The sequence below is a fragment of the Vibrio sp. L85 genome (assembly GCF_963871815.1).
In the GTDB taxonomy this organism is placed as follows: Bacteria; Pseudomonadota; Gammaproteobacteria; order Enterobacterales; family Vibrionaceae; genus Vibrio; species Vibrio harveyi.
The window spans coordinates 1-2,601 of the sequence record NZ_CAWMYL010000078.1 but is presented as its reverse complement, the minus strand read 5'-3'; the positions used below and the strand labels follow the sequence as shown (position 1 = coordinate 2,601).

3 protein-coding genes and 1 pseudogene are annotated in these 2,601 nt (G+C 43.0%); 1 reads left to right on the top strand and 3 read right to left on the bottom strand.

Annotated features, from left to right (window positions below):
* Positions 1-42: 42 nt before the first annotated feature.
* The 3 genes and pseudogenes from AACR11_RS08650 to AACR11_RS08640 form a co-directional block, all read right to left on the bottom strand.
* Positions 43-1,134 (bottom strand): annotated as a pseudogene (locus AACR11_RS08650) (Tn3 family transposase); the annotation flags it as partial.
* Positions 1,135-1,184: 50 nt separating this feature from the next.
* On the bottom strand, positions 1,185-1,484 hold the full coding sequence (locus AACR11_RS08645) for a type II toxin-antitoxin system RelE/ParE family toxin (protein ID WP_017818860.1): 300 nt from the start codon (positions 1,482-1,484) through the stop codon (positions 1,185-1,187).
* A complete protein-coding gene (locus AACR11_RS08640) occupies positions 1,477-1,719 on the bottom strand; it encodes a type II toxin-antitoxin system ParD family antitoxin (protein ID WP_016151373.1) in 243 nt (80 codons plus the stop codon). The genes AACR11_RS08645 and AACR11_RS08640 overlap by 8 nt, the downstream gene beginning before the upstream one ends.
* Positions 1,720-1,914: 195 nt before the next feature.
* Between AACR11_RS08640 and AACR11_RS08635 the strand changes: the two genes are divergently transcribed.
* The gene (locus tag AACR11_RS08635; RefSeq protein WP_017818859.1) at positions 1,915-2,550 is read left to right on the top strand and encodes a recombinase family protein; all 636 of its coding nucleotides are present in this window, start codon (positions 1,915-1,917) and stop codon (positions 2,548-2,550) included.
* Positions 2,551-2,601: the final 51 nt, after the last annotated feature.

Genomic DNA, 2,601 nt, shown 5'->3' with positions numbered 1-2,601 from the left:
AAACTTGCGTTCGAGTGATAGGGCGGAAGTCCATTCCATACGCTAAGCAAAATCTTCCTGATCTGTCGGCTGTTTAAGCGGTCTTAACTCACCATTTAAAACCTGTTCGGTCAATGTAAATGAGTAATGCCCCAACATATTTACATGCTTATGACTGAGTGGTGATAGCCTTGCAATGTCTTCATCTTTTAGTGTTTCACCTTGCCGTTCTATGTGCTCTAATGCAGCTTGCATATACATGGTGTTCCACAGTACAACTGCATTAGTGACTAAGCCAAGCGAACCCAATTGATCTTCTTGCCCTTCTCGGTAACGTTTGCGGATTTCACCGCGTTGACCGTGACAAATGGCTCTGGCTACGGCATGACGACTTTCGCCTCGGTTTAATTGGGTTAGAATTCTGCGTCGATAGTCTTCGTCATCGATGTAATTCAGTAAATATAATGTCTTATTGATACGGCCAGCTTCGATAATGGCTTGGGCCAGACTTGATGGACGGTCACTTTTGAGTAATGACCGAATCAGTTCTGATGCCTGCACTTTCCCTAGTTTAAGAGAGCCGGCAACACGCATCATGTCATCCCAGTGAAGCTCAATTTTTTGAGGATTTACGCAGCTCCGAGCTAGCTCATCGAGTACGCCGTAATCCGCTTCTTTATCTACACGCCAAAATACCGATTCACCCGCATCGGCTAATCGTGGCGAAAATTGATACCCCAACAACCAGAATAAACCAAATACCATGTCACTGGCTCCGGCGGTATCCGTCATGATCTCAGTGGGGTTTAATCCTGTTTGCTGTTCCAGTAATCCTTCCAATACGAATATGGAGTCTCGTAGTGTTCCTGGTATAACGATTCCGTGAAATCCAGAAAATTGATCGGAGATGAAGTTATACCATGTGATACCACGGCTGGAACCAAAGTATTTTCGGTTTGCTCCTGAATTGACGGTTCTTACTGGTGTGATAAATCGCATCCCGTCAGCAGAGGCAACTTCTCCTCCGCCCCAATGCTTAGCTAGCGCAAGAGTAGACTGAAAATCGACAAATTTCGCATTGGCTTTTACTAACGTTTCAGCACGTAAATAATTTTGTTTAACCCAACTGAGTCGGTGTCTGGTCAGGGCGGGGATAATCAGTGACGTATTGTTTTCCCATTTCCGGCATGTAGCCATGAGGAACTTTAATAAATATCTGGATGGAAATGCCGCAATGGTTCCATTTGCTGATGAAGAATACGGATTATGTAAACACTATGAGGTTGTGAGCGATAAAAAATAGCATGTTTATGGTGATCGTGGCGGCGAAGCCCTTCGGCAATTTCAGGGCACTCGTAACCCATCAAAGGTTGTTCTGCAAGCGTTAGCAAAACGTCATGCATACTTTCTGTATAAGCATCCGCTTGCTCTATGCCAAAGTTTAATAGGGTGTATTCAAAGATATGCTCAAAGTCTTCTGCGGCGAGGTTGGAAAGTTTATACATTGTGTCTCTGCTTTACTTTAGTCGCAATGTCATGAAGTGATAATGAGCATTGACCACTCTGCTCTCCGGCTTCAATCGCCATTTTTAGAGCCGTGGTTTGTTTCTCTTGCCTTTCGAGTAGCCGCAATGCAGAACGAACCACTTCGCTTGTTGAGCCATAGCGACCAGTCGCTATGAGTTGGCCGACAAACTCATCTAGCTGAGACCCAATCGTAACACTAGTTGTGCGTGACATATTTCCACCTACGTGTGTGAATAATTAACACAACAATAATAGGTTAACTAAAATTCAAAATCAAATCATGATCTTCGTATGACAATAAAGTGTACCCTATAGTCATAGAATAAAAGTGGCAGTTTTTATATATTTGTCATAACCTATATGGCACACCATATTAGATCATAACTTAAATGTCACCTAGGACAGATTATGTACATCTTTGGCTATCTTAGAGCATCAACAAGCGACCAAAATGCAAAACGAGCACAGAGCACCTTACAGAGGTTTATACAGGAAAAAGGTTTTCGTATAGCTGGATGGTATATTGAGAATGAATCGGGAGCTTCATTACAAAGACCTAAATTACTCCGATTACTTGATGATGCTGCAATTGGTGATGCAATCATCATAGAGCAAATTGATCGTCTTTCTCGTCTTGATGAAGAAAGTTGGTTCACATTGAAAGAAATGCTGCACGAAAAAGAACTCAAGGTGATTAGTCTGGATTTACCAACCAGTCATGTTGCATTCTCTCCCCAAATCACCGATGAATTTACCGGATCGATGATCAAAGCAATAAATAGCATGATGATGGATATGCTAGCTGCTATCGCGAGAAAAGATTACCAAGATCGCCGCCGCCGTCAGGCTGAAGGAATAAAGAAAGCCAAAGAGGAAGGAAAATACAGAGGGCGGCAAGCTGACTCAGATCTACACGAAAAAATCTATCAGCTACGAGTTATCAACAAGCTGAGTATTAGTGATACCGCCAAACTTACCAATGTATCGGCTCGTACAGTAATTCGAGTAGCTCAAAAGTTGGCAAGTGAGCGTTCAGCAGGGTAAGAAGCTTAGCGTATGGAATGGACTTCCGCCCTATCACTCGAACGCAAGTTT

What these genes read in the sequence shown, in the direction of transcription:
- AACR11_RS08645 (WP_017818860.1), bottom strand. Translation starts at nt 1,484, where the DNA reads ATGTATAAACTTTCCAACCTCGCCGCAGAAGACTTTGAGCATATCTTT.
- AACR11_RS08640 (WP_016151373.1), bottom strand. Translation starts at nt 1,719, where the DNA reads ATGTCACGCACAACTAGTGTTACGATTGGGTCTCAGCTAGATGAGTTT.
- AACR11_RS08635 (WP_017818859.1), top strand. Translation starts at nt 1,915, where the DNA reads ATGTACATCTTTGGCTATCTTAGAGCATCAACAAGCGACCAAAATGCA.